The 23634-nt window shown below is 60.4% G+C and carries 25 protein-coding genes and 1 pseudogene; 14 read left to right on the top strand and 12 right to left on the bottom strand.

The window, feature by feature from the left end; genetic code table 11:
- Positions 1 to 3 precede the first annotated feature (3 nt).
- The gene (ctaD, locus tag ACFRJ9_RS04420) at positions 4 to 1725 is read left to right on the top strand and encodes a cytochrome c oxidase subunit I (protein ID WP_377664836.1); all 1722 of its coding nucleotides are present in this window, start codon (positions 4 to 6) and stop codon (positions 1723 to 1725) included.
- Positions 1722 to 2123, top strand: coding sequence for a cytochrome c oxidase subunit 4 (locus ACFRJ9_RS04415; protein WP_377664834.1), 402 nt, complete (start codon positions 1722 to 1724; stop codon positions 2121 to 2123). Before ctaD ends, ACFRJ9_RS04415 begins: the two co-directional genes overlap by 4 nt.
- Before the next feature lie 114 nt (positions 2124 to 2237).
- Here ACFRJ9_RS04415 and ACFRJ9_RS04410 read toward each other — a convergent pair whose 3' ends face one another.
- Complete coding sequence (locus ACFRJ9_RS04410; RefSeq protein ID WP_377664832.1) at positions 2238 to 2531, bottom strand: HPr family phosphocarrier protein; 294 nt, start codon at positions 2529 to 2531, stop codon at positions 2238 to 2240.
- Positions 2532 to 2693: 162 nt separating this feature from the next.
- Here ACFRJ9_RS04410 and ACFRJ9_RS04405 point away from each other — a divergent pair, with 162 nt between their 5' ends.
- Positions 2694 to 3482 carry a GntR family transcriptional regulator gene (locus ACFRJ9_RS04405; RefSeq protein WP_377664830.1) on the top strand — a complete coding sequence of 263 codons (789 nt, stop codon included), beginning with the start codon at positions 2694 to 2696 and terminating at the stop codon, positions 3480 to 3482.
- Between the two features lie 106 nt (positions 3483 to 3588).
- On the opposite strand, the gene ACFRJ9_RS04400 is transcribed toward ACFRJ9_RS04405, so the two are convergent.
- The 4 genes from ACFRJ9_RS04400 to ACFRJ9_RS04385 all read right to left on the bottom strand — a co-directional run bounded on the left by ACFRJ9_RS04400 (position 3589) and on the right by ACFRJ9_RS04385 (position 7924).
- A complete protein-coding gene (locus ACFRJ9_RS04400) occupies positions 3589 to 5262 on the bottom strand; it encodes a cytochrome bc complex cytochrome b subunit (protein WP_377664828.1) in 1674 nt (557 codons plus the stop codon).
- Entirely contained in the window at positions 5240 to 6310 is a 1071-nt protein-coding gene (locus ACFRJ9_RS04395) for a Rieske 2Fe-2S domain-containing protein (protein ID WP_377664826.1), read from the bottom strand. The genes ACFRJ9_RS04400 and ACFRJ9_RS04395 overlap by 23 nt, the downstream gene beginning before the upstream one ends.
- Before the next feature lie 98 nt (positions 6311 to 6408).
- Positions 6409 to 7197 carry a c-type cytochrome gene (locus ACFRJ9_RS04390; RefSeq protein ID WP_377664824.1) on the bottom strand — a complete coding sequence of 263 codons (789 nt, stop codon included), beginning with the start codon at positions 7195 to 7197 and terminating at the stop codon, positions 6409 to 6411.
- Between the two features lie 88 nt (positions 7198 to 7285).
- On the bottom strand, positions 7286 to 7924 hold the full coding sequence (locus tag ACFRJ9_RS04385; protein ID WP_377664822.1) for a heme-copper oxidase subunit III: 639 nt from the start codon (positions 7922 to 7924) through the stop codon (positions 7286 to 7288).
- 148 nt (positions 7925 to 8072) lie between these two features.
- Between ACFRJ9_RS04385 and trpD the strand changes: the two genes are divergently transcribed.
- Positions 8073 to 9131 (top strand): anthranilate phosphoribosyltransferase, encoded by a 1059-nt coding sequence (gene trpD / locus ACFRJ9_RS04380; RefSeq protein ID WP_377664820.1) that lies wholly within the window; start codon positions 8073 to 8075, stop codon positions 9129 to 9131.
- Between the two features lie 102 nt (positions 9132 to 9233).
- Here the strand turns inward: trpD and ACFRJ9_RS04375 are convergent, their stop codons facing one another.
- Positions 9234 to 9515, bottom strand: coding sequence for an Lrp/AsnC family transcriptional regulator (locus ACFRJ9_RS04375; protein WP_377664818.1), 282 nt, complete (start codon positions 9513 to 9515; stop codon positions 9234 to 9236).
- 71 nt (positions 9516 to 9586) lie between these two features.
- Complete coding sequence (locus tag ACFRJ9_RS04370; protein WP_377664816.1) at positions 9587 to 9976, bottom strand: DUF3054 domain-containing protein; 390 nt, start codon at positions 9974 to 9976, stop codon at positions 9587 to 9589.
- A 119-nt stretch (positions 9977 to 10095) separates the two neighbouring features.
- On the opposite strand from ACFRJ9_RS04370, the gene ACFRJ9_RS04365 reads away from it, so the two are divergent.
- The 3 genes from ACFRJ9_RS04365 to ACFRJ9_RS04355 all read left to right on the top strand — a co-directional run bounded on the left by ACFRJ9_RS04365 (position 10096) and on the right by ACFRJ9_RS04355 (position 11520).
- Positions 10096 to 10473 (top strand): VOC family protein, encoded by a 378-nt coding sequence (locus ACFRJ9_RS04365; protein WP_377664815.1) that lies wholly within the window; start codon positions 10096 to 10098, stop codon positions 10471 to 10473.
- A 73-nt stretch (positions 10474 to 10546) separates the two neighbouring features.
- Complete coding sequence (locus ACFRJ9_RS04360; RefSeq protein ID WP_377664813.1) at positions 10547 to 11002, top strand: VOC family protein; 456 nt, start codon at positions 10547 to 10549, stop codon at positions 11000 to 11002.
- Between the two features lie 89 nt (positions 11003 to 11091).
- Positions 11092 to 11520 carry a VOC family protein gene (locus ACFRJ9_RS04355; protein WP_377664811.1) on the top strand — a complete coding sequence of 143 codons (429 nt, stop codon included), beginning with the start codon at positions 11092 to 11094 and terminating at the stop codon, positions 11518 to 11520.
- A gap of 702 nt (positions 11521 to 12222) precedes the next feature.
- On the opposite strand, the gene ACFRJ9_RS04350 is transcribed toward ACFRJ9_RS04355, so the two are convergent.
- Positions 12223 to 12717 carry a hypothetical protein gene (locus ACFRJ9_RS04350; RefSeq protein ID WP_377664809.1) on the bottom strand — a complete coding sequence of 165 codons (495 nt, stop codon included), beginning with the start codon at positions 12715 to 12717 and terminating at the stop codon, positions 12223 to 12225.
- Here ACFRJ9_RS04350 and ACFRJ9_RS04345 point away from each other — a divergent pair.
- Positions 12709 to 12951: pseudogene (locus ACFRJ9_RS04345) on the top strand (DUF4304 domain-containing protein); the annotation flags it as partial. The gene ACFRJ9_RS04350 and the pseudogene ACFRJ9_RS04345 overlap by 9 nt on opposite strands.
- A gap of 126 nt (positions 12952 to 13077) precedes the next feature.
- Complete coding sequence (locus tag ACFRJ9_RS04340) at positions 13078 to 13317, top strand: hypothetical protein (RefSeq protein WP_377665252.1); 240 nt, start codon at positions 13078 to 13080, stop codon at positions 13315 to 13317.
- A gap of 80 nt (positions 13318 to 13397) precedes the next feature.
- Here ACFRJ9_RS04340 and ACFRJ9_RS04335 read toward each other — a convergent pair whose 3' ends face one another.
- Entirely contained in the window at positions 13398 to 13628 is a 231-nt protein-coding gene (locus ACFRJ9_RS04335; protein WP_193590569.1) for a hypothetical protein, read from the bottom strand.
- A gap of 927 nt (positions 13629 to 14555) precedes the next feature.
- Between ACFRJ9_RS04335 and ACFRJ9_RS04330 the strand changes: the two genes are divergently transcribed.
- Positions 14556 to 14894, top strand: coding sequence for a hypothetical protein (locus ACFRJ9_RS04330; protein WP_377664807.1), 339 nt, complete (start codon positions 14556 to 14558; stop codon positions 14892 to 14894).
- Here the strand turns inward: ACFRJ9_RS04330 and ACFRJ9_RS04325 are convergent.
- The gene (locus tag ACFRJ9_RS04325; protein ID WP_377664805.1) at positions 14879 to 17272 is read right to left on the bottom strand and encodes an ATP-binding cassette domain-containing protein; all 2394 of its coding nucleotides are present in this window, start codon (positions 17270 to 17272) and stop codon (positions 14879 to 14881) included. The genes ACFRJ9_RS04330 and ACFRJ9_RS04325 overlap by 16 nt on opposite strands.
- Before the next feature lie 131 nt (positions 17273 to 17403).
- Here ACFRJ9_RS04325 and ACFRJ9_RS04320 point away from each other — a divergent pair, with 131 nt between their 5' ends.
- Genes ACFRJ9_RS04320 through ACFRJ9_RS04310 form a run of 3 tightly spaced genes read left to right on the top strand, consistent with a single transcriptional unit; the run spans position 17404 to position 20397 of the window.
- The gene (locus ACFRJ9_RS04320; RefSeq protein ID WP_377664803.1) at positions 17404 to 18540 is read left to right on the top strand and encodes a type III polyketide synthase; all 1137 of its coding nucleotides are present in this window, start codon (positions 17404 to 17406) and stop codon (positions 18538 to 18540) included.
- 47 nt (positions 18541 to 18587) lie between these two features.
- A complete protein-coding gene (locus ACFRJ9_RS04315; RefSeq protein ID WP_377664801.1) occupies positions 18588 to 19274 on the top strand; it encodes a class I SAM-dependent methyltransferase in 687 nt (228 codons plus the stop codon).
- Complete coding sequence (locus ACFRJ9_RS04310) at positions 19267 to 20397, top strand: FAD-dependent oxidoreductase (protein WP_377665229.1); 1131 nt, start codon at positions 19267 to 19269, stop codon at positions 20395 to 20397. Before ACFRJ9_RS04315 ends, ACFRJ9_RS04310 begins: the two co-directional genes overlap by 8 nt.
- Here ACFRJ9_RS04310 and ACFRJ9_RS04305 read toward each other — a convergent pair whose 3' ends face one another.
- A complete protein-coding gene (locus ACFRJ9_RS04305) occupies positions 20398 to 20805 on the bottom strand; it encodes a nuclear transport factor 2 family protein (protein WP_377664800.1) in 408 nt (135 codons plus the stop codon).
- A gap of 51 nt (positions 20806 to 20856) precedes the next feature.
- Here ACFRJ9_RS04305 and ACFRJ9_RS04300 point away from each other — a divergent pair, with 51 nt between their 5' ends.
- Entirely contained in the window at positions 20857 to 21531 is a 675-nt protein-coding gene (locus ACFRJ9_RS04300; RefSeq protein WP_377664798.1) for a peptide deformylase, read from the top strand.
- Between the two features lie 25 nt (positions 21532 to 21556).
- Here ACFRJ9_RS04300 and ACFRJ9_RS04295 read toward each other — a convergent pair whose 3' ends face one another.
- Positions 21557 to 23572, bottom strand: coding sequence for a S9 family peptidase (locus ACFRJ9_RS04295; RefSeq protein ID WP_377664797.1), 2016 nt, complete (start codon positions 23570 to 23572; stop codon positions 21557 to 21559).
- Positions 23573 to 23634 lie beyond the last annotated feature (62 nt).

Below are 23634 nucleotides of genomic sequence, written 5' to 3'. Positions count from 1 at the left end.
GACGTGGCTACGTACACTCAATCCGCCGGGGTCCTAGAGGCTCCCGTAGTTCCTAAATCCAAGGGACGCATCGTCGTCAACTGGATCACCTCCACGGACCACAAGACCATCGGGTACATGTACCTGATTGCATCGTTCGTGTTCTTCTGCCTCGGCGGCGTCATGGCGCTGCTGATCCGTGCTGAACTGTTTGAGCCCGGCATGCAGATCCTGCAGACCAAAGAGCAGTACAACCAGATGTTCACGATGCACGGCACCGTGATGCTTCTGATGTTTGCAACCCCGCTGTTCGCTGGTTTCGCCAATGTGATCATGCCGCTGCAGATCGGTGCTCCCGATGTGGCCTTCCCGCGTTTGAACGCGCTGGCCTTCTGGTTCTTCCTCTTCGGCTCCACCATCGCAGTGTCCGGCTTCATTACTCCGCAGGGCGCAGCTTCGTTCGGTTGGTTTGCCTATGCGCCTCTGTCCAACACGACGTTCAGTCCGGGTGTCGGTGGAGACCTCTGGGTCTTCGGCCTTGCCCTCTCAGGCTTCGGAACCATCCTTGGTGCTGTCAACTTCATCACCACCATCATCTGCATGCGTGCTCCCGGCATGACCATGTGGCGCATGCCGATCTTCACCTGGAACACCCTGGTGACGGCCATCCTGGTTCTGATGGCGTTCCCGCCTCTCGCGGCCGCCCTGTTCGCACTTGGTGCAGACCGCCGCTTCGGTGCGCACATCTTTGATCCGGAAAACGGTGGGGCAGTCCTTTGGCAGCACCTGTTCTGGTTCTTCGGCCACCCCGAGGTGTACATCATCGCGCTGCCGTTCTTCGGCATCGTTTCCGAGATCTTCCCGGTCTTCAGTCGCAAACCGATCTTTGGCTACAAGGGTCTCGTGTACGCAACCATTGCCATCGCCGCCCTGTCCGTCACTGTGTGGGCTCACCACATGTACGTAACGGGTTCAGTGCTGCTGCCGTTCTTCGCCTTCATGACCATGTTGATCGCGGTACCCACCGGCGTGAAGTTCTTCAACTGGATCGGTACCCTCTGGCAGGGCTCCATCACCTTTGAGACACCGATGCTATGGAGCATCGGCTTCCTGGTGACATTCCTCTTCGGCGGCCTCACCGGCATCATCCTGGCCTCGCCGCCGCTGGACTTCCACGTCTCGGACTCCTACTTCGTGGTTGCGCACTTCCACTACGTGGTCTTCGGAACTGTTGTGTTCGCGATGTTCGCAGGGTTCTACTTCTGGTGGCCCAAGTGGACCGGCAAGATGCTCAATGAGCGCCTGGGCAAGATCCACTTCTGGTTGCTGTTCCTCGGTTTCCACGGAACATTCCTCATCCAGCACTGGCTGGGTGTAGAAGGCATGCCTCGCCGGTACGCCGACTACATGCCGCAGGACAACTTCACTTGGATGAACCAGTTCTCAACGATTTCATCCTTCGTCCTGGGTGCCTCGCTGCTGCCGTTCTTCTGGAACGTCTACATCACGTGGCGCAGCGACAAGAAGGTTGAAGTCGACGATCCCTGGGGCTTCGGCGCATCGCTTGAATGGGCAACGTCTTGCCCGCCGCCGCGGCACAACTTCACTTCCCTGCCCCGCATTCGTTCGGAGCGCCCGGCCTTGGACCTCCACCACCCGGAGTTGGCCCAGGTCCACACCGCAGAGGCCCCGTCGCCCGCAGCAGCTGTGCTGGGCAACGCTGACCAGAAGGACGTCCGCAAGTGAAAATTGAATCGTGGCTTTTCGGAGCAGGAGTCTTCTTCTTCGTCCCCGTCGCCATCGCCTACGGTTTCTTGACCAATTGGTCTGAGTGGGTCGGTGTTCTGGGCATTCTCTTGGTAGGCGGCCTCGCAGGCATGATCGGTGCCTACCTTGGTTTCACCGGCAAGCGTATTGGGCTGCGTCCTGAGGACCGTCCCGACGCCGAAGTCCACGAGGGCGCCGGCGAGCAGGGGCACTTCAGCCCTTGGAGCTGGTGGCCGCTGGTCCTCGGCCTTGCGTGCGCTGGCGGATTCCTCGGCCTGGCCATTGGCTTCTGGGTGACTTACATCGCCGGTGGCCTTGCCCTTGTGGCACTGGTCGGTTGGGTGTTCGAGTACAGCCGTGGCGATCACGCCCACTAGCACTAAGTAGCGACACAACGATGGGCCCCACCTTTTGGTGGGGCCCATTGTCGTATCCGCATGGGCAGATTACGTGGATCGAGGTTGAGTCCGTTCGTGACTCAGGAACTGCCGTCAGTGGGCGTCAGTGCCCTCTAGGACGGTCGAAAGAGCTTTCAGTGCATTCGAGGCGCTGGACACGGTTTGGCCTTCCGCCAGGGCGTCTGGCGCCACCTCAAGGAAAACCTCGCATCCATGGCCGAAGTCCTCTGTCATAACTTCCAGCAGGGAGCGGGCATCCACCGCAGGGCCGTTCTGCTTCCTGATCGTGACGGGTAACCCTGTAGCAGTAACGGCACGGACGAATACTGCGGCGGCCCGAGCGTGCAGCCCGATGTTGGCTGCCACGAAGGATTTCTGCTCCGGCAAAGCCAGCTCCTTTGCTATGACGGATCACCCGTCCTGGAAAATTCTCCATACAAGCGTAGCGTCCAGATGGGGTAGTCCCGTACTTAGCATGTTGGTGGTCTAGACCTGAAGTGCGATTGAACTACCCTTGCTATATGAGTAAATTCATGGGCGGCGTGTGCCGTGGCTAACGCTGCGAGCATCGCGGGTGAGATCGATCGCACCAGTAGTACCCCTATCTACGTCCAACTTCGGGAGATCTTACGGGCGTTCATCACGCAATCCTGTCCGCCAGGATCTGCCCTTCCTTCAGAGCGAGATCTCTCGGAACGCTTCAGCCTTGCCCGGATGACTGTTCGCCAGGCGATTGATGCCCTCGTAGGTGAGGAAGTCATTGAACGGGTTGTCGGTCTCGGAACGTTCGTGAAGAAGCCAAAACTGGATCTCCAGGTCAAGCTCACGTCCTACAGTGAGGAAATGCAGCGTCGCGGCATGGTCCCGGCCGCTAAAGTGCTCAGTTTTGAACAGATCGCCGCCAGCGCATTTTTGGCACGTGAACTTCAGCTGGATGAGGGTACGGCGTTGGTCAGGTTCCGACGCCTTCTGCTGGCTGACAACGAGCCCATGAGCGTAGATGAGAATTTCATTCCTGCCCATCGTGTTCCGGGTTTGTTGGATGAGGCTCCACCAACGTCGCTGTACAACGTCCTGAGCGAACGTTTCGGCTTGGTGATGGAGTGGGGTGAGGACATGATCGAGGCCACTGCGGCCTCGCCCTCAACCGCGCGTCTACTAAACGTCGACGTCGGTTCTCCCTTGCTGAAGATCCAACGCCATGCGTTCGTTGCCCGCGCAATGGTCGACTACTCTGTTTCGTACTATCGGGCGGATCGCTACAAACTGTGGGTACCTTTGCAACGCCCTGGCGTTCGTCCGACGAGGAACTACTCTTCGGGGTACCGTACCCAGTAGCGTCAGCTGCGATGCAACAGTCACCGGACAACAAACTGCCGGACAACAAAACGAGGAAGGGCACGGTCCGTATGGACCGTGCCCTTCCTCTTGATACGAGCTGAGACTAGTGGCTCAGGCTCTTCTGGTCTTCTCCAGCTTCGATGGCGTCGTGGTGGCCATGCGAGTGGGCCGCTTCGAGCTCGGCCGGAGTTGCAGGTGCAACCCGGTCTTCGAAGAACCACTTGGAGAGAGCTGCGCGGCGCTTCTCCTTGCGGGTAACCACACCGTGTTCGTTGGGCTCGGCCGGCAATGGTGCAGGCGATTCGAATCCAACGAGCTTGTAGCGCTTGTACTCGTCCAGCGGGGCGTGGACTTCGATGAACTCACCGTGGGGGAGTCGTACGATACGGCCTGTTTCGCGGCCGTGGAGTGCAATTTCGCGGTCCTTGCGCTGAAGCGCAAGTGCGATGCGCTTGGTCACGATGAACGCGATAACCGGGCCGATGAAGAACAAGGTCCTCAGCCAGTAGGTTACGTCGTTCAGGGACACATGGAAGTGCGTCGCGATGAGGTCGGAACCTGCAGCGGCCCACATGACGCAGTACCAGGTGAAGCCTGCCACGCCGATCGCCGTACGGGTAGGAGCATTGCGGGGACGGTCAAGAACGTGGTGTTCACGGTTGTCCTTGGTGACCCACCGTTCGATCCACGGGTAGGTGAAGAGCACGGTGAAGATGATTCCAGCTGGAACCAGGGCCGGCAGCAACACGTTCAAGGTCAACGTTCGTCCGAAGATGACCCACTCGAAGTGGAAATCGTTGATGACACCCGGCATGAGACGAAGGGCGCCATCGACGAATCCGATGTACCAGTCAGGCTGGGTGCCGGCCGACACCGGCGAGGGGTCGTACGGTCCGTAGTTCCAGATCGGGTTGATGGTGAACGCAGCGGCCATGAGGGCCAGCACACCGAACACGATGAAGAAGAATCCACCGGCCTTTGCAGCGTAGACCGGGCCGAGCGGGTAGCCGACGACGTTGCCATCGTTGCGGCCCGGGCCGGGGTACTGGGTGTGCTTGTGGACGACCACCATGAAGAGGTGGATGACGATCATCAGCAGGATAAGAGCCGGTACCAGCAGGATGTGGAGGACATACAGGCGGCCAATGATTGCCGTACCCGGGAATTCTCCGCCGAAGAGGAAGAACGAGATATACGTACCAATGACCGGGATGGACTTGATCACGCCGTCGATGATTCGCAGGCCGTTGCCGGAGAGGAGGTCATCGGGGAGGGAGTAGCCGGTGAAGCCTGCAGCCATGGCAAGGATGAGCAGAACGCCACCCACAACCCAGTTCATTTCGCGGGGCTTGCGGAAAGCACCCGTGAAGAAGACACGCAGCATGTGGACACCGAGCGAGGCAACGAACAGCAGAGCTGCCCAGTGGTGAACCTGACGCATGAAGAGGCCGCCGCGGACGTCGAACGAGATGTTCAACGAAGAGCTGTAAGCGACGGACATTTCGACGTTGTACAAGGGCGTGTACGAACCCTGGTAGTGGGTCTCAGCCATGGATGGGTCAAAGAAGAACGTCAGGAAGGTACCTGACATCAGCAGGATGACGAAGGAGTACAGCGCCACCTCGCCAAACATGAATGACCAGTGGTCGGGGAAAACCTTGCGACCGAATTCGCGCAGGATGCCGGAGCCGCCTACACGCTCGTCCACAAAGTTAGTGAAACGTCCAACGTTGGTCTTCGCTACGAAGGGGGCTTCAGCTGTTGATGAGGCGCTCATGCTCGTCACGCTCCCAGTAACTCGGTCCTACAGGTTCTCTGAAGTCGCTGGTAGCGACGAGGTAGCCCTCTGCGTCAACTGCGATGGGCAGCTGGGGGAGCGGACGGCTGGCCGGCCCAAAGATGACCTTGCATTCCCGCGTCAGGTCGAATGTGGACTGGTGGCACGGGCACAGAAGGTGGTGGGTCTGCTGCTCGTAGAGGGCAACAGGGCAACCGACGTGCGTGCAGATCTTCGAGTAAGCAACGATGCCGTTGTAGCTCCAGCTTTCGCGTCCCTCGGAAGGGTTCAACGAGTTGGGGTCCAGGCGCATCAGGAGAACGACTGCCTTGGCCTTTTCGTTCAGCTTGCCTTCGTGGAGTTCGTTGAGGCCCTCGGGGATGACGTGGAAGGCGGAGCCGATGGTCACATCCGAAGCCTTGATGGGGGTGCCGTCGGGGTCGCGGGTCAAGCGCTTGAGCTTGCCGCCTTCAGGTGCCCACATGGTGTGCGCCAGGGCGTCGTCCGGGCGCGGTCCGAGGTCGCCGAAGATGGCGAGTGCCGGGAGCGGTGCAAGTGCGACGGCACCAAGGAGGGTGTTCCGGATCAGCGGGCGGCGCTTGATTCCGGTCTCGTCGACGATGTCGTCAACGATCCGGACCGCTGCCAGGCGATCTTCTTCGGTACGGATAGCGTGGCGCTCTTCTGACACTTCGTGATCGGGCATGAGGGCCTTGGCCCAGTGCACGATGCCGGTGCCGATTCCAAGCATCGCGAATGCCGTGCCGAGCCCCAGGAGGAGGTTCTGCGTACGGATGGTCGCAATCGTGGAATCGTCGCCCAAATCGATGGCGAAGTACGCCACCAGGAAGATCAGCGTACCGATGACGGAGGTGCCAAACAGAATGGCTACCTGACGCTCGGCGCGCTTTGCGGCTACCGGGTCCGTGTCAGCCAGGCGCAAACGATGCGGAGGAAGCCCAGGATCCTGGAACTTCTCCACCTCATTCTGACCAGCCGTAGCTACGGTGCCCGAGTGGTTCGGACTGCCGTCACTATGGTTGCCCATAATTCGCCTCATCCTTCTCTCGTTGTCCCGGCCTGAGCCGAGTTAATTTTCAGTTCCAAACTGCTGAACGTGCAGCAGAAGTTTTTGTCGCGTCCTGGCTAGGACGTTCGGGAAGTCAGCCAGATCGTGAAGGCGATGATGACGCCGAGACCTGCTACCCAAACAAAGAGGCCTTCGGATACGGGGCCGAGAGAGCCGAGATCGGCGCCGCCCGGTGAACCGTTGGCTTCGATGGTCTTCAGGAAGGTGATGATGTCGCGCTTACCTTCGGGGGAGACATTGGAGTCGTTGAACACGGGCATGTTCTGCGGGCCCGTGGCCATGGCCTCGTAGATGTGCTTGCTGGTGACATCAGACAACCCGGGAGCGAACTTGCCGCGGGTCAGTGCTCCACCAGCTGCTGCGGCGTTGTGGCACATCGCGCAGTTGACGCGGAAGAGTTCGCCACCATTGGCTGCATCTCCCTTCCCGTCGAGGAGGTTTTCTTCGGGAATGGCCGGTCCGGCGCCAAGCGATGCAACGTAAGCAGAGAGCTGCGTGGTCTGCTGCTCGTTGAACTGAACGGGCTTCTTCTGGGCCTGCGGGCCACTCATCTGCATGGGCATACGTCCGGTGCCAACCTGGAAGTCAACAGCTGCAGCGCCCACGCCGACCAGCGAGGGGCCGTCCTGGGTTCCGCTTGCACCCATGCCGTGGCAAGTGGCGCAGTTGGCGGCAAAGAGCTTGCCGCCTTCTTCTACGTCACTTGCGCTGAAGCTTGTGGTGTCGGCCTTGGCCTGGTTGACAGATGTGGCGACGGCGTAGAGCCCACCAGTGAGGAGGAGGCCCATCAGCAACAGCGCAATGGCTGCCAGTGGGTGACGTCGCTTCTGCGATAGTGCCTTCACGTGGTGGTTCCTTTATTCGATCCTGCGTCGGCTCCTGGAGCCGCTTCTTGAAATTCTGCCTCTTGTAGAAAAAGAGTCAAAGCCGGGCTTACTTGAGGACGTAGATGACCAGGAAGAGGCCGATCCACACAACGTCAACAAAGTGCCAGTAGTACGAGGTGACGATCGCCGACGTCGCTTCGAAGTGCCCGAACTTCTTGGCCGCAAAGGCGCGGCCGATGATGAACAGGAACGCGATCAGGCCGCCGATGACGTGCAAGCCGTGGAAGCCCGTGGTCATGTAGAAGGCGGAGCCGTAGGCGTTGGACGACAGGGACACGTGCTCTGAAACGAGCATGGCGTATTCCGTGGTCTGGCCGGCTACGAAGAAGGCACCCATGATGAAGGTGAGAACAAACCATTCGGTCATGCCCCAGCGCGTGAACTGCAGCACGCCGCCAGTGCGGCGCGGTTCAAGCCGCTCGGCGGCGAAGACGCCCATCTGGCAAGTAAAGGAACTCGCCACAAGGACAATGGTGTTGACGAGCGCAAACGGGAAGTTGAGCTTGGCCGTCTCCTCGGCCCACATCAATCCGGATGTGGAGCGCAGGGTGAAGTACATGGCAAAGAGGCCGGCGAAGAACATCAACTCACTGGACAGCCAAACAACGGTTCCAACAGAAACCAGGTTGGGGCGGTTCAGCGTCGGGTGCGCCGGGGTACTGGGGGCATGGGTCGCAGATGTCACAAGGACATTATGTCTGTAAAAGTCCAGACTTCCCAATGCAAACCACCGATTCGGGAGACTTTTTCTACAAAGACGCGAAATCGCGCGGAAAAGTTCCCGACGCGGTTCACATTGGTCATGGGCGTGGCTCCCTCGATAGCATCAGGGTGTGACTTCTCCGGCATCGGCACCTGCAGCCAGCAACACCTGGCCAGGGCTTATCTCAGCACTGATCAACGGCGACGACCTTGCGGTGGGCAACACAGAGTGGGCCATGAACACGATCATGGCCGGGGAAGCGACCCCGGCCCAGATTGCAGGCTTCCTGGTGGCGCTTCGGTCGAAGGGGGAAACCGTTGAGGAATTGGCGGGGCTCGTTGAGGCCATGGTCCAGAATGCCAATCCAATCGAGATTTCCGGTGAGAAGCTGGACATCGTAGGTACCGGAGGCGATCGCCTTAACACCGTGAACATCTCCACGATGGCGGCCCTTGTTGCTGCCGGGGCGGGTGCCAAGGTGGTCAAACACGGGAACAGGGCGGCGTCCTCCGCATCAGGTTCCGCCGACGTTCTCGAAGCACTGGGCGTCCGCCTGGACCTCTCCATCGAGAGCGTTGCCAGGAACGCCGAAGAGGCGGGAATAACCTTCTGCTTTGCCCAGGTCTTCCACCCTTCGTTCCGTCACACCGCCGTCCCGCGACGCGAGTTGGCTGTACCCACAGCCTTCAACTTCCTGGGTCCAATGACGAACCCCGCCCATGTGCAAGCGTCAGCCGTGGGTGTTGCCAATGCCCGCATGGCACCGCTCGTGGCCGGAGTGCTGGCAAGAAGAGGGAGTCGCGGCTTGGTATTCCGTGGCGATGACGGTCTGGATGAGCTGACGCCCACCGGACCGTCCACGGTGTGGGAAATCAGGGGAGGGACAGTCGTTGAGCAGGTCTTTTCTCCCATGGAGCTTGGGGTCAGGCCTTCCACGGTCGCAGATCTTAGGGGTGGCGATGCCGCCGCCAACGCCGCCGTTGTCCGCGAGGTTCTTGACGGGAAATCCGGTCCGATCCGTGATGCTGTGCTCCTGAACGCTGCGGCCGGTTTGGTCGCGATAGACCTCAACGCAGAGGGAAGCCTCGTGGAACGCATGCGCGCAGCATTCGGACGCGCCGCCGAATCCATCGATTCGGGGCGGGCCGCAGAAGTTCTCGCGAAGTGGACTTCACTTAGCCAAAGCTGACGCTCGACTCCGGGCCTTAGTTCATGAAGCAAACAACTATGACCCGCAGGATGCCCCGCGGGTCATAGTTGTAAATGGTCCTTCAGGTGGCCATTGTCACGGCTATTGTTCGAAACCCAAGGCGAAGGCCGCGTCCAGGTCGTGCTGGGAATAGGCGCGGAAAGCGATATGCGTGGTCGTGTGGACCACTGACGCGACTTTGGACAGGCGGTCCGCAATGACGTCAGCCAGTTCCTCGTGCTTTGCGACCCGTGCCACCGCAATGAGGTCCCACTCGCCAGTGACCGAGTAGACCTCGCTGATGCCCTGTATGGCCGAAATTTGCTCGGCGGTTTCCGGGATTCGTGAGGCGTCTGTCTTTATCAGGACGAAAGCGGTGATCACGTGGGACCTTTCCGGAAATGCGGCGTTGCGGACCGTTCCAGCCTAGTGCATTTGTGACGGCGCTCAACCGATCACGCCGGGTGTTGTCGCTTGTCCATAATGCGACGAACCAGGGCCGTCAATGCCCGGTATCCAAGGAGGAAGACGCCGAGGCTGATCAGTGCCACCACGACAAACGGCAGCACCACTGTTTGGCCCGTAACGGCCCTCAGGAGCATCCCAACAAGCACGGCACAAATCCATACGGACACGCCCGCCGGCCAGAGGTTCAGGGGCGCGCGCCAGACTCGAAGGGCCACCCAGCCAACGGCGGCGCCTGCGAGGAACGGCCACGCTGTCGTGAAGACGCCCGAGATGATGTCCCCGCGGGCGTGTGCATCCCGCCCGATGGCAGCGAAGAGAAGTATCAGGACAAGATCGGCAACAACTGCCAAGGCTAGGGACCACTTTGGTGATGACATGTTTCCGACAATATCGGCGGAGGTATCCGAGCGCGAAGTCCGCCCTTGCGTGGAGCGACCCGGGGAGCCACGATTGCAGGCATCGGACGGGACCAGTCAGCAGGTACATGGAGGGCGATATGCATTTGATCCAAGTGGCACAACATGCTGAGGACCTTGAAAGGGCAGCAGCTTTTTACACATCGCTGCTAGGCGCTGATCCGAAGGCGCTGTTCGATCCGCCGGGGCTCTTGTTCTTTGATGTCGGTGCGGTGCGTTTGCTGTTGGATAGGGGAGCGCCGACATCTTTGCTCTACTTTGAGGTCGCAGACCTCCATGGCACTGTGGCAACCCTTCGGGAACGCGGCGTCAGGATACTGGCCGATCCGCACATGATCTTTGCGCACACTGACGACCTCCTGGGCCCGGCCGAATCCGAAGAATGGATGGCATTCATCGAAGACAGCGAGGGGAATACCGTTGGGCTTGTCAGTCGCACCAGGCCGCCGGGGGATTAGGGTTGTGTGGCTGAACTCACGGGCCTAGCCTCGGTGGGGGACGATTTGTTCCCCAATCTTGGAGGGCGGCAGAGTGCAGAAGATTTCTACGTGTTTATGGTTCGAGGACCAGGCCGCTGAGGCGGCAGAGTTCTACACATCCGTCTTTGACGATTCTTCCCTGGGGCCGTCGATGGCTGGACCCGATGGAAAGGTCATGACGGCGGATTTTCAGATTGAAGGCCGTCAGTTCATGGCTTTGAATGGAGGACCGGCGCGCAACTTCACCGAAGCCGTGTCGCTTGTAGTCAACTGCGATTCGCAGGAGGAGGTTGACCGCTACTGGGATGCGCTCCTTGACGGGGGAGTGGAGAGCCAATGCGGTTGGTTGAAGGACAAGTTCGGCGTGTCGTGGCAGATCATCCCGAGAGGATTCGTGGATCTACTGAACGGCGCTGACCCGGCAGGATCCCAAAGGGCCATGGAAGCGATGCTGAAGATGCGGAAGCTGGACATCAACGTTCTACAGAGGGCGTACGACGGCGACTGAAAGTTTTGGGGGACAGCCGCCTTGGGGCGCTGCTAGCATGACCGCACGGTGACGAGCGCACCGATCACAACAATGAGGAGAACCGACTAATGACAACCCGCCTCAACCCATACATTTCGTTCCGCGACAATGCGCGGGATGCGATCAACTTCTACGAGTCCGTCTTCGGTGGAGAACTGACGATCAGTACTTTCGGCGACTACCAGGCGAGCCAGGACCCTGCGGAGGCTGACAAAGTCATGCACTCCCAATTGAATACGCCTGGCGGCCTGACGCTGATGGCCGCCGACACACCCGCTGGGATGGACTTCAACCCGGGTGACAACATATCTGTTTCCCTGAGCGGCGATTCAGCCGATGAAGCCGAGCTGCGTGGTTACTGGGACAAACTCGTCGACGGCGGCACGGTTACGATGCCCCTCGAAAGCGCGCCGTGGGGCGACGTCTTTGGAATGTGCGTGGATAGGTTCGGCATCGCATGGCTCGTGAACATCGCCGGTGAACAGCAGGAGCAATAGAATTCCGGAACCTTACTAAGGAATGCCCCGCCCCGGCCACTGGGACGGGGCATTCTGTGTTGACACTATTCTCGTGCCGTCAGAGGCGAGACGCTTGCCCATGTGTTTGGGCGTGCGAAGGACTATTGAACGGTCCATGATCTCGGCGTAGGGCAGGCGTTCGCCAAGCTGCCGTTCCAACAAGGTCATGTCCTCAACGCGGCGAAGCCATGCAGCCAGCAGGCCGGGGGAGCGGGCCGGCTTGTCCTGGAGTGGGATTTGTACCTGAAGGCTTTCGAGGCGACCGGCTTGTTGCGGGCCTTTCGGTCCCTGCCGGAGCGTTGGCAGGTGGTTCTCTGGTGTATTGAGGTTGAGGGGATGAAACCTGCCGCAGCGGCCCGGTATCTAGCCCTGAGCCCAAACTGAGTATCTTCGTTGCGGATCAGGGCGAAGGAAGGCCTGCGTCAGGCATATCTGCAAAAGCATGTAACGCATGCCACTTCGGATAAATGCGTCGACTTCACCAGCAACTTTGGCAAGTTCGTGCGCGATGCAGTGCGTGGCAGGGCAGCTGGACCGGTCTTCGCGAGGTTCACTCTGGAATGAAACGGATGCCATTGAGAGTGCGTGCTTAGCTCTACAGGGAGAGCCCCTCTCAACGCTTAGTGGCGTCCCTGCGGATTGGATGTGGACGTATTCCTCGTTGTGAGATGAACCGTTCGGCTACTTCGGCGGCCAGGGCCCGTTGAGGAGCTTCTTTGCTTCTTCGACAATCAGCTGAGCGATTTGGTGTCGGTCAATGGTCCAAGATGGTGTCCAATCGTCCCACTCGCTCACTTGGCCGACAAGTGGTCTGAGTGATTCGGGATATGCGAGTTTGTCCCACCCCTCCCACCAGATGAGGCGACCCGCATAGTCGGGCTTTAGTTCCCCGTCTACCAGCGCCTGGCAGAGCCATCTGACCAAGTTCCAGCGTTTGGGCGTCGTCTTCGCGGGCGTCGGCGGCGCAATGTTCAACTCGTTTACGACTGCGTTGAATAGATCATGCGCGTCGCCCTCTTCCCGTCGCGTAAGACCGGCTAGGAGCGGCAGCGATGGCGAATCTACGCCATCCAACACAGCGTTGAGAGCTGTTGCAATCAACAGGTCGGCGCCCACAATTTCCTCGTATAGGGCTTCCCGGATGGCAAGCACGCGGAGATCGTTTGTATGCGTCATAGGACGAGTTTCGCAGAGGGCACGACTGCGTCGAAACATTCGTCAATGCGGACGCCTCCATGCTGGAGAATATCCCGTGTGGATAGAACGAAATTGGTCGAGTCGGCCTTCGCTGGCGCTTTCAAGTTGCGCGGGTTCCGGAAACGGGGCCGGAACTGGTTCCGAACGACATCAGCCGGCGAGTATCAGGTGGTTAACCTTCAGAAGTCCCCGTGGGGGAGCGGAGACTACTATCTGAACCTTGGTTGGGACCCATCGGTCCCTAGTGGGGAGTTCCGTTCAGAAAACTTCTGCCTCCTGAGCCTTCGAGCCGAAACAACTGACGTAATCCCGCCGATTGATTTTGCTCGACCTGATGGCTTGGTTGCACGAGACCTTCCGGGAACCATCCTGCTCGACGCCGAAATGGGTGGTCGCATCCCCGAGGATGCGTTCCTCAAACAGCTCACTGACGTTGTCATCAACCCGGTCGCAGATTTTATGGACAGTACCCCGTCTGTGGTCGATCTGGTTCCGCTGCTTTCTGCCAAGCCTCAGTTCGCTTTCGTTCCGGTGCGGGAAGAACTTAGCCGCCGAGGATATGAGCTGCCCCAGCGCTAGGACACGGCTGGATCCCATGGCAACCAGAAATCGTGGTCGTCCACAACTCGATTAACGGCGAGAGCCGTGGTGCCAAAGGCCTAGACCCTCAGCAGGGGCAGCGGCACGACGTAGTATTCCTTTGCTTTCCTGTTTGTCACGAAGGTGCGGCACCGGGACTGGGCTTCTTCTTCGGAATTGAACCGTAGTGCCTGGTTTTCTCTGGGGGTCCATTCGTCGCCGGGCCGGTTGGGATGCAGGTAGTAATAGAACGTCTGTCCCGTGTCCAGGCGCACGACTATGCCCCAAGCGGCGGGTTTACGCTTTCCCATTCCGGTCCTTTCGCTTGTTGTCTCTCAGCTTTTCCGGAGTGTGGTTCGTCCGCCGGCTGATGTAGCGGTCCATGCGTCGCCGGCGTTGTCGACGTGGATGAATGCTACTTGGTGACTGTAACCCAGAGCGTCGGCGACCAGCGGTGGCGGTGTGATCGTGAGGAGCTCATCGAGGGCGGTATTTCGGGCGCCACGCAAAGCAGGGCGCGTAGGTGGTTTGTTGCTCGTTCGGCCGTTTCGGCAGGATCAGGGGACCGGCGAATGGATTCATCTGATGAGATACGCAGAGAACTACTTTACATAATGTAGATTATCGGCGTTAAACTAACGGGAGTAGAAGGAGCTGCGAGAACTCCCGTGCATCAACGAATCCGACGTTTTCGGTCTGCTATGCCTCCGGGCTTCGCCGCCGCGAAATGACCATGCTGGACCTGGAAGATTTCGGCCCGAACCTGCACGTCGACGACTACGGCCCAACGAAATGCATTCCTGACGCGCTACGACAACTGGGCCACCCAAGCCCTGGAACGCGTCAGCGACCCCAATACCTTGACGTGATCTGCCGCTACGCCACGCCAGAGGCTCAGCCGCCGCCTACGCCCAGTATGTTGCCGCCGTCCGTGACCCTGAGTGGCGTCTCCTCGACCCTGCAGTTGATGACATCGACCAACCGCGAAAGGCCATCGACGACGGAGAGCCAACCCAGGCCGAAGTCCGTCCGTCGCGGCAACTTCAGCCGACTGCCGCTTGCCAATTGTGCGCATGTCGGTGCTGCCGCCCGCCGCCTCGAGCCCACGCAATGCACGCGTTGCCAAACCTTTAACCCTCAATGTTCGTTGACATTTAACATTAAAGGTCTAGACTCAAGTGACCGAGGTAAGGGGTGCTCCCGAACCAATCAGGAAGTCAAGCAAGGAGTCGATGGTCATGATAAATAGCACGGACGTCGTCCACGCTTGGCACAGAGCCGGGAACCTGACGCCGGTCGAGCGCCTCAACCTTTACGCAGAGGCGCTGACCGCTAGCGGTCCGATCGATACGTACCGACCTTTGGACGACGCACAGGAGGACAGGGCCATACTCGCCCTCTACCGCGTGGACCGCCGACACGCGACCATTGCTTCCCTCCATCAAGTGCCACCCCTCGCCCTCTCCGGGTATCACCAGTTGCTCCATGACCTGGCCCGAGTAGGCCTTGGCCCGGGCTGCGAAACCGCAACAAAATCCCCCGCTGAGGCCAGGGCGCCAGCTCAGGCGCCTACGTAGGCCGACAAATGCTTTCCCGTAAGCGTCGAGCGGTCAGCCACGAGGTCTGCTGGCGTTCCCGAGAAGACAATCTTGCCGCCGTCGTGCCCGGCACCAGGCCCGAGGTCGATAATCCAGTCGGCGTGAGCCATGACGGCCTGGTGGTGTTCGATCACTATGACCGACTTGCCTGATTCGACCAGGCGGTCCAGCATTCCAAGAAGGTTCTGGACATCGGCCAGGTGCAGGCCGGTGGTTGGCTCATCGAGGATGTAGGTGTCACCTTTGTCGGACATCTGGGTAGCGAGTTTGAGCCGCTGGCGTTCGCCGCCGGACAATGTGGTCAACGGCTGTCCCAGCGTCAGGTAGCCCAGTCCAACATCGGCCAGTCGGTCCAGGATCTTGTGGGCTGCAGGTGTGCGTGCCTCGCCTTCGTCAAAGAAGACCACGGCGTCGTTGACGGACATTGCAAGCACTTCTGCAATATTGCGTCCGCCGAGCCTGTACTCCAGAACGGACGCCTGAAAGCGCTTGCCGTCGCATTCTTCGCAAGTGGACTCCACAGTGGCCATGACGCCCAGGTCCGTGTAGATAACTCCGGCGCCATTGCACGTGGGGCAGGCGCCCTCGGAGTTGGAGCTGAACAGTGCCGGCTTGACTCCGTTGGACTTGGCGAATGCTTTCCGGATCGGCTCCAACAGTCCTGTGTAGGTGGCTGGGTTGCTCCTTCGGGAGCCACGGATGGCGCCCTGGTCGATCACCACCACACCGTCTCTGCTCGCCACTGAGCCGTGGATCAGCGAGCTCTTTCCCGATCCCGCCACACCGGTAAGGACGCATAGGACGCCCAGCGGAATGTCGACGTCGACGTCCTTCAGGTTGTTGGTTGACGCGCCGCGGACCTCAAGTTGGCCGGAGGCGGATCGCACGCTTTCCTTGATGCTGGCACGATCGTCCAAGTGGCGCCCCGTGATGGTGTCGCTCCCCCGCAGCGATTCCAAATCGCCTTCGAAGCAAACAGTGCCTCCGCCGGTTCCGGCGCCGGGGCCAAGGTCAACAACGTGATCGGCAATCGCGATCGTCTCGGGTTTGTGCTCCACGACAAGAACAGTGTTGCCTTTGTCGCGCAGTTGGAGCAGAAGCTGGTTCATGCGTTCGATGTCGTGTGGATGCAAGCCAATGGTGGGCTCATCGAACACGTACGTCACATCCGTCAGCGACGAACCGAGGTGGCGGATCATCTTGGTACGTTGGGCCTCTCCCCCGGACAAAGTCCCGGCCGGACGGTCGAGGGAGAGATAGCCCAGGCCGATCTCCGCGAAGGAGTCAAGCAGGTGCTGCAGTCCCTTGAGCAAGGGAGCCACGGATGGCTCCTCAAGGGTGCGGATCCAGGCAGCGAGATCGCTGATTTGCATGGTGCAAACGTCGGCAATGCTCTTGCCGTCGATCTTGGATGACCGGGCCTCAGGGCTGAGCCTGGTGCCCTCGCACTCCGGACAAGTGGTGAAGGTGATGGCACGCTCCACGAACGCCCGGATGTGGGGCTGGAGGGAATCCACGTCCTTGCTGAGCATCGATTTCTGGATCTTGGGGATGACGCCTTCGTAGGTGAGATTGATGCCCTCCACCTTGATCTTGGTCGGTTCCCGGTAGAGCAGATCGTGTAGTTCCTTCTTGGTGAACTTGGCGATCGGCTTGTCCATATTGAAGAAGCCGGAACCGCTGAAGATGCGGCCATACCAGCCGTCCATCGTGTAGCCGGGGATAGTCAGGGCGCCCTCGGCCAGTGACTTGGTGTCGTCGTAAAGGGCTGTGAGGTCGAAGTCGTTGACGGATCCCATGCCCTCACAGCGCGAGCACATGCCGCCCAGCCGGTTGAACGTCGCTTTCTCAGTCTTGGTTTTGCCCTCGCCGCGTTCCACGGTGATGGCCCCGCTGGCCTTCACGGTAGGAACGTTGAAGGAGTACGCGTTGGGTGACCCGATGTGAGGTTGTCCAAGCCGGCTGAAGAGGATGCGAAGCATTGCGTTGGCGTCGGTAGCCGTTCCAACAGTGGAGCGCGGGTTCGAGCCCATTCGCTCCTGGTCCACAATGATCGCAGTGGTAAGTCCTTCAAGCATGTCCACGTCAGGACGGGCCAGGGACGGCATGAAGCCTTGCACAAACGCACTGTAGGTCTCATTGATCATCCGCTGCGACTCTGCGGCGATGGTTCCGAAGACCAGCGAGCTCTTGCCTGAGCCTGAAACGCCAGTGAAGACCGTCAGCCTGCGCTTCGGGATCTCGATGCTGATGTCCTTCAAGTTGTTCTCGCGCGCTCCTTGAACCCGGATCAGATCGTGCGTGTCCGCAACGTGGGAGGCCGGAGACTGCGTGTCCGTGTTCGCGGCAATAGTCATGATTTCTCCATCTGTTAGGCGGCGCTGCCCAACAGTCCCCCGTCGGCGTCGCCTGGTTCTCATTGACCAACCTCGGTCAGTACGATCGATTCTGCCATTGTCTTCCCGGCTTTACTCACTAAGAATGAAGCATGCCGGTATACATGAGGTCCCTTGAAACCGCAGTTCCGCCAACCATCCTCGTCCAGCAGCAGGCTCGTGAAGTTTTTGCCTCCCAACCTGGCCTCACTCGGCTGGGAACGCGGCTGGTCACTACCTGTTTTGACTCAGCCGCCATAGACACCCGCTATACGGCCGTGGCGGAGCTCAGTCTTGACGCCCATCCAGAGAATCCCCAATTCTTCGACCTGGAAACGAACAGGGTCCTTAGCCCCAGCACCAAGGTGCGGAACGAGATATTCGCCACCGAAGCCACCAAGCTCTTTGTCGAAGCGGGAAAGGCCGCGGTCGCTTCGGCGTCCGGTATCCATTTGGACGACATCACGCATGTCATCACCGTCTCCTGCACAGGATTCTTCAATCCTGGCCCCGACTACAAGGTGGTCAGGGCCCTCGGACTCAACCCGGCCGTCCAGCGCTATCACCTGGGGTTCATGGGGTGCTACGCAGCTTTTCCGGCCCTCAAAGCTGCCAAACAGTTCTGCCTGGCCGATCCCGAGGCCGTGGTCCTGGTGATCTGTGTGGAACTCTGCTCTCTGCATGTCAGAACCTCCAACGATCCAGACACGATCATGGGTTCTGCCATTTTCGGCGATGGCGCTGCTGCCGCCGTGGTGACCGCCCGTGAACCGCACGGGCCGGAGCCCATCATCAGGCTGGACCATTTCGAAACTGTGCTGACACCTGTGGGCGAAGAAGCCATGGCCTGGAATATCGGCGACGAGGGTTTCGAAATGGTGTTGGGTTCGTATGTGCCCCACATTATTGAGGAACACATCACCGGGGCCCTTGAACCCCTGCTCGCCAAAGAGCCGGAACTGGCCGGACTCCCCTACCGGGATATCAGGCATTGGGCCATCCATCCGGGCGGCCGCAGCATCCTGGACAAAGTCGAGTCCAAGCTGGAACTGACGCAGGAACAGTTGGTTCCGGCACGGGAAACGCTCCGCGAATACGGCAATATGAGCAGCGCAACAGTGCTCTTTGTCCTCAAGTACATGCTGGGCCAAGCTGCAAGTGAACCTGAGGAGCGGATCTGCTCCATGGCGTTCGGCCCGGGGCTGACCGTGGAAACAGGACTCTTTACGCTGGTGTCACCGGACCTGTGAGTCCGTGGGGACCGCTTAGGAACAGGGACCTGCTGAGCGTTGAAGACATGGACCGGCCTGATTGTGACTTGCAACGACTCAACAAGACCTATGCCCGCTTTCCAGTAGTGAACAGGCTTCTGTCGGGGTGGCGCCGGACCTACCGGGTGCGGATCCGGCCTCTGCTGGCTGAAACGGGCACGGCAAGCTTGCTGGATATCGGCTGCGGGAGCGGGGATGTGGCCAGGAGTTTGGCGCGTTGGGCGCGGGCGGACGGCTTCTTCCTCGCGGTGACGGCGATCGACCCGGACGAGAGAGCCTACGCCTTCGCCGCCCGGGCACCAGCGATCGATGGGGTTACCTACCGCCGGGCGCACAGTTCGGAGCTGGTTTCGGAGGGACTCAGCTACGACGTCGTGATGTCCAACCACATTGTTCACCACTTGGAACCCGCCCAACTGAACGGCGTCCTGCGCGATTCGGAGTTGCTCTGCCGGGGAGTTGCCCTCCACAACGATCTGAAGCGCAGCAACGCCTCCTACGTTTTGTTCCTTGCCGGCTTCTGGCCCCTGGGCTTGGGTTCATATATTTGCGGTGACGGCCTGGTGTCCATCAAGCGCAGTTACACCCGAACAGAACTGGAAGCCGCTGTGCCATGGCCTTGGCGTGTGGAAAGGAATGGCCCCTGGCACCACCTCCTGGTCCATGATCATGAGCCCGCTACGTCTTTGCACCACCGGGGTGACGGTGCCTGACGTTGTCATTGTTGGCGCCGGTCCAGTGGGACTGTTCATGGGAGCATTGTTGCTGCAACGCGGCTGCTCCGTCCGTATCCTGGAGCGCCGGACTGCAAGAAGTATGCGTTCACGGGCCATCGGGATCCACCCTCCCGCTTTGGCGGCACTGGAGGACGCCGGTGTGGCCGCGCGGCTGATCTCGGAGGGTGTCCGGATCCGGCGTGGCGTTGCCTACAGCAAAGGGCAAAAGGTCGCGGAACTCCCGTTCACGGGTGACCCCGCCCATCCGTTCATCCTGGCAGTACCGCAGACAGTGACTGAGAGGATTCTTGAAGAGACGGTACGGACCTTCGATGCCGGGGCGATCGTCCGTGGAGCCGAGGTTCAGGAAATCGACGACGACGGTGGATCCGTCCGCGTTTTGGCCACGGGGCCGTCCGGGGGCCTCGAGTTCACGGCCCGTTTGGCGGTGGCGGCCGACGGTGCCCACTCAAGGGTCAGGCAAGGCCTTGATCCCGACGTCACGTCACGCGCCTATCCGGACAGCTATCTGATGGGCGACTTTGCGGATGGCACCGGACATGGCAATGACGCTGTGCTGTATCTGGAGACCGAGGGGATTGTGGAGTCGTTTCCTCTCCCCGGTGGTGTCCGTCGTTGGGTAGTGAGGCTCGGAGAGCCGGACCGGGGTTCGACGGCGGCCCGGTTGGCTGCCTTGGTTGGGGCCAGGACCGGTGAGGTCCTGAATCCGGGGACCAACACGATGCTGAGTGCCTTCGACGTCCAGGCCCGGTTGGTAAAGCGAATGGTGCATGGCAGGGTGATTCTTCTTGGTGATGCTGCCCACGAGATCAGTCCGATTGGCGGACAGGGCATGAATCTCGGGTGGCTGGACGCACAAGCCCTGGCGCCGATCATCGGAGCTTTCCTGGACGGAAACCATGTGGGGAGACAACTTCAGGAGTTCGAGAAATCCCGTCGCCTGGCAGCATCCAGGGCGTCACGGCAGGCGGGCTTGAACATGGCCTTGGGCAGGCCGCTGCAGCCTCTGGTTCTCTCGGCCAGGAATTCGCTGTTTGCCCGTACATTGCTGGTTCCCGGGGTCGCTGCCTTGGTGGAGCGGCGTTTTACGATGCGGTAGTTACCCGGGCGCTGTGTAATAGCAGTCGTATGTGTCCTGGCTGACGATGCGTCCCTCCCTCAGCTCGAAGACCGCTGTGCTCCGGGCGCGGATGGTGTCGCCACGATCCCAATGTGGAAGGTCGAGCAGCAGCGTGGCCGACCAGTTCATCTCGAGCACCACACGGTTGCCCTCGGTGGTGGTGCGGACAACCTCAAAGCGTTGATCGGCAACGATGTCCTTGCTTTGGTCGGCGCCGGCCAGGGTTTCAGCCAGGTTCCGTGTGGAACCCGACTTGGATAAAGCATGTGGCCACTCTGTGAGTTTGAAGTCCTCTGCCAGGTAAGGGCGAAGCTCGGCCGCTCCGCCTCCGGCCTCAACGGTTCGGACGAACCCAAGTACACAATCCAAAGGGGTGGAATCGCTCATCCGTCGAGCCTAGCCCAGGGGCAGGAACGCTTGTGGCGCTAGGCTCAAGACATGACCCTTCACCCTCATTCCGGGGCCGCGAGCCGTGCCACGGATTTCAATCCCCTCCAGATCCGGGATGCTGTCCGCCGACTTCTCGATCAGGAAGAATTGCCGTCCATTGTGCAGGCCGGCCACCCAGTACTGCGCCAGCTGGCTGCGCCCTACGACGGCCAACTGGACGATCTCGAGTTGGCTGCCTTTATTGATCGGATGCGCCAGGTAATGCATGACGCGCCGGGCGTGGGGCTGGCTGCTCCCCAGCTGGGTATACCCCTGCAGTTGGCTGTCCTGGAGGACAAGTATGAGGTTGATCCGGCGTCGGCGGCGGCCCGGCACAGGGAGCCACTCGAATTCTTCGCCATCATTAATCCGCGCTACCGTCCTTTAGGGACGGAAACGGCCGGTTTCTATGAGGGATGCCTCTCGGTCAGCGGCTATCAGGCCGTGGTGACCCGGCAGCGGAATGTCGAGCTCCGGTACACCACTCCGGCTGGAGCACCCGTAGAAGAGTGGTTCTCGGGATGGCAGGCCCGCATTGTGCAGCACGAAACCGATCACCTTCACGGAACCTTGTACCTGGACCGGGCCGAACTGCGATCGTTGGCCACGAACGCCGAGCATTCCGCTCGATGGGCTGGGCCCGACATTGACGAGGCGCGGAGGACCTTGGGTTTCCTCCCCTGATAAACCGTGAGAGCCGGACTGGCCGTCACTCCTTCGGTCGGTTCGACGCCGTCGGAAGGTACTTTGCCCACCAGGCAAGAATGTGTTGGAACCTCTGCTTGCGGTGGTGCGGGGTTCCGGAGCGGGACAGCTCGTGGTCCTCACCGGGGAAGACCAGGAGGGCAGTCTCTACTCCTTGGGCCTTGAGCTGTGAGTAGTAGCGCTGCCCTTGTTCCAGGGGGCAGCGAAGATCATTTTCGCTGTGGACCACCAAAGTTGGTGTGGTGACTGAACCGGCCACGGCCATGGGACTTTGGGCCACCATCTGTTCCAGGCTGCCGCCGGTGTACTCTCCTCCGAAGAACCAGCCGATATCAGCCGAACCCGCGAAGCTGACCGGGTCCAGGAAACCACGCTCGACGATCGCCCCCTTGAACCGGTGGTCGTGAGCAATGGTCCAGGCAGTCAGGTAGCCACCGTACGATCCACCCATGATCCCCACCCGGTCCTGATCCAAAGCATCAAAGGCCGTCACGGCGGCATCCAGGAAGGCAAGCACGTCCTGCATGTCTACTGTGCCCAAGCGTTCCTTGATGGCACGTCCGTGGGCTTGGCCGTAGCCGGAGGAGCCCCGTGGATTGCACATCACTACTGCGTACCCGGCTGCGGCATAGGCCTGTGCTTCATCGAAGTAGGCTCCGGTGTACTGGGAGAACGGTCCGCCGTGGATAGTCAGCAAGACAGGGTGCGGTCCCGGCCCGTCGGGCAGCACCAACCAACCCTGGACGGGGTGGCCGTCCGCGGAGTTTGCCTTGAATTCCAGAGGTTCGCTGACCCGTGAATTGTTCCGCAGCTCCGCTGAGAAGTCCGTCAACAGGCGGAGTTCCCCGCGGTCCAGTGAGGCCAGGTCGCCTGCCGTTGCGGCATCCGAATAGCTGACGGCGATCTCCCCGTTGGCGGCCACTGTTGCGCCAGTGACCACCCTGGCACCGTGCACGAGGGGTGTAATCGCACCATCAGCGGAAACGTCCAGAAGTTCAACGCTGCCTAGAGCTGTGTTAAGCACCAGCACGCTGGCCGGACCGCTCGGCTCAAGCGGCCCGGAGACGTCCAGATGCTCGATGTCGGTGAGGGCCGATGCCTCTCCCCCGTCGATAGGCATGACATGGAGGACACCGTTGCGGGCGACGAAGTCGGTGCCCGACGCGCCCAAATCCCGGGCAACGTAAAACAGCCAGCGTCCATCCGTGGAAAGGCGCACGTCGGTGACAGTTTGCAAGGGGCGGTTGGAAGGGCCGACGGGAACTGGCTCGCCGCCATGGACGTCGACCCTATACACAGAGGTGACAAGGTCGTCGTCGTGTCCGTCATGGAGCGCGGCCACGAAGTAAAGGTGGGCGCTGTCGGATGAAAAGCAGGGCGACTCATGGTCCGAACTGCCGAAGGTCAGCTGCCGGGCGACGGGAATGCCGATGCCTTTTCGGCCTGGCTGTTCGTGGGCGGCGCGGCCGCGCGGAACAACCGCAGGTTCGCCACCTAGTTCGGGGACCTCGACCACGAACAACTGCTGGTGCTGGTCACTCGTGTAGCCGACGCCGTTCATCCGATACTGGTTGGCGCTGATAAGGCGCGCATCCTCACTGCCGGGCGACACGCCGTCCACCGTGCCGTAGCGGCCGCGTTCCGGCACCCGGGCAGCAACGGCAAGCCTGTGGGAATCCGGTGCCCACACGAAACCGTTCACGCCGGAATGCTGATCAGTGATCTGTTGCGGCTCGCCGCCAGCTGCCTCCACGACGAAGACCTGGGCCTTGCCGTCGGGGTCGCTCCGGAGGAAAGCCAGGACAAGGCCGTCCGGCGAAAACGCTGGCGAGGTGTCCCTGAAGCCTCGCGTAATGCGGCGTGGCTGCTTGGTGGAATCCAAAGGAACGCTCCACAGCTGGCCGACGTAATTGTCAGCGTCAAAGTCCGGCCTAACGACGGATACCACAGCCTTGGTGCCATCGGGATGCATGGCCGGGGTGGACACGGAGTTCAGCAAAGTCAGTTGCTCGGGTTTCACCTTGGTGAGCCTAGCCCGGCCGCCGGTACAGCAGCATCTGACACTCCGCCCCACCGTAGGAT

Origin of the sequence: Paenarthrobacter sp. NPDC056912 (genome assembly GCF_042786555.1) — a bacterium.
Classification (GTDB): domain Bacteria; phylum Actinomycetota; class Actinomycetes; order Actinomycetales; family Micrococcaceae; genus Arthrobacter.
Note: the sequence above shows the minus strand (reverse complement) of the source record. Positions and strands in the feature narration are given on the sequence as shown.

Excerpts from the sequence above, each read along its gene's own strand:
- ACFRJ9_RS04300 (WP_377664798.1), top strand. The coding sequence starts at position 20,857 with ATGACCCTTCACCCTCATTCCGGGGCCGCGAGCCGTGCCACGGATTTC.
- ACFRJ9_RS04315 (WP_377664801.1), top strand. The coding sequence starts at position 18,588 with ATGGACCGGCCTGATTGTGACTTGCAACGACTCAACAAGACCTATGCC.
- ACFRJ9_RS04325 (WP_377664805.1), bottom strand. The coding sequence starts at position 17,272 with ATGACTATTGCCGCGAACACGGACACGCAGTCTCCGGCCTCCCACGTT.
- ACFRJ9_RS04365 (WP_377664815.1), top strand. The coding sequence starts at position 10,096 with ATGCATTTGATCCAAGTGGCACAACATGCTGAGGACCTTGAAAGGGCA.
- ACFRJ9_RS04330 (WP_377664807.1), top strand. The coding sequence starts at position 14,556 with ATGATAAATAGCACGGACGTCGTCCACGCTTGGCACAGAGCCGGGAAC.
- ACFRJ9_RS04320 (WP_377664803.1), top strand. The coding sequence starts at position 17,404 with ATGCCGGTATACATGAGGTCCCTTGAAACCGCAGTTCCGCCAACCATC.
- ACFRJ9_RS04370 (WP_377664816.1), bottom strand. The coding sequence starts at position 9,976 with ATGTCATCACCAAAGTGGTCCCTAGCCTTGGCAGTTGTTGCCGATCTT.
- ACFRJ9_RS04400 (WP_377664828.1), bottom strand. The coding sequence starts at position 5,262 with ATGAGCGCCTCATCAACAGCTGAAGCCCCCTTCGTAGCGAAGACCAAC.
- ACFRJ9_RS04305 (WP_377664800.1), bottom strand. The coding sequence starts at position 20,805 with ATGAGCGATTCCACCCCTTTGGATTGTGTACTTGGGTTCGTCCGAACC.
- ACFRJ9_RS04395 (WP_377664826.1), bottom strand. The coding sequence starts at position 6,310 with ATGGGCAACCATAGTGACGGCAGTCCGAACCACTCGGGCACCGTAGCT.
- ACFRJ9_RS04350 (WP_377664809.1), bottom strand. The coding sequence starts at position 12,717 with ATGACGCATACAAACGATCTCCGCGTGCTTGCCATCCGGGAAGCCCTA.
- ACFRJ9_RS04335 (WP_193590569.1), bottom strand. The coding sequence starts at position 13,628 with ATGGGAAAGCGTAAACCCGCCGCTTGGGGCATAGTCGTGCGCCTGGAC.
- ACFRJ9_RS04355 (WP_377664811.1), top strand. The coding sequence starts at position 11,092 with ATGACAACCCGCCTCAACCCATACATTTCGTTCCGCGACAATGCGCGG.